Consider the following 1,336-nt stretch of genomic DNA (forward strand, 5'->3'; position numbering starts at 1 on the left):
ATGTCTTCAATCTCAGACATCAGTTTTTGCAAATCTGTAATAGCTTTGGAACTCGCTACTTGGGGTATCTGCAACTCAAAACAGAGCATCGGTTCGAGAATGTCCACACCTGACTGTTGCAAAGCCAGCCTGAAGACATAAGGGGTCAGCTGTCTGAAATCAGCAGGTGTACTTACCGGGCTATAATACTCGGCTTGAGTAAAAGTTACTTTCAGATCTGTCACTTCCCATCCATGTAAACCAGATTGGCAAGACATACGAATCCCTTCAAAAACGGCATTTTGAAAAGAATGGTTCAGATAACCATAGGAGATGTCACTTTCGATTTGCAACCCTGCCCCTAACGGTAAGGGTTCAAGAGTCAGCCCTATTGTGGCCCAGTAAGGGTTGGGTGGTACTTCGATCTGAATAATCTTATTGACCTTTTTTATAGGTCGTTCTTTGTAGATAGTCTTGATCTCATCAAAATGGACCTTTACGGAAAATCGTTCTTCCAGCAATGTCTGTATGATTTCCTTTTGGGTCAAACCATATAACGAGATTTCCAATTCATCACTATATGAGTTTATGGAAAAGGACAAAGACGGGTCTTCAATCCACAATGTATTCAGAGCGGATATCACCTTGCTTCTCTCTTCGGGCTTATTTGGCCGGACGGAGGATTTGAGAGCGGGATGCTGATGAGATAATCCTTGAATCAAACAAGGTTTAGCACCTAAATAATCTCCGATTCGAAAATCTTCTATATCTTCTACAATCGCGATATCATTGGCACCCACTTCATCAACATTTATCTCTCTGCCCTGATAAATAGTCTTTAGATTTTTAATCTTGATGAATTTTTCCGAATCGTTGATTCTTACAACGTCTCGAAGTCTCAGACTTCCGTCAATTATTTTAAGAAAACTTCTTTTATGCCCTTTGGGGTCATGCTCTATCTTATAGAGATAAGCTGAAAGTCTGTTTGAGACTGATGCCGGAGGAAGTATAAAAGAAGAAATGGCGTCCAACAACTCATTGATACCGATATTGAACATTGCTGATCCATGTAGCACCGGATAGACTTTGGCTTTTGCCACAAGAGCGATTATCGTATTCCAATAATCAGCCGGTGAAATTTCGCTATCCGCCAAATATCGTTCTAATATATCGTCGTCATGGTTGCATACAAATTCTTTGTATTCTTCCTTTATATATGTTTGGGAGCAAACCGGATAAACCGATCCATCGACAACAGTTTGCATAAACAGGACATCTTGCGACAGATTTGTTTTTATATCCATATACAAACGCTCCAAATTCACACCGGCACGGTCAATCTTATTGATAAATATAA

1 protein-coding gene is annotated in these 1,336 nt (G+C 40.1%); it reads right to left on the reverse strand.

Annotated elements, in window-relative coordinates:
* A partial coding sequence (locus DXC10_RS16175; RefSeq protein WP_117738472.1) for a TetM/TetW/TetO/TetS family tetracycline resistance ribosomal protection protein occupies positions 1 to 1,336 on the reverse strand: 1,336 nt, incomplete at both ends.

Origin of the sequence: Bacteroides sp. OM08-11, from assembly GCF_003438665.1 — a bacterium.
Lineage (GTDB): Bacteria > Bacteroidota > Bacteroidia > Bacteroidales > Bacteroidaceae > Bacteroides > Bacteroides cutis.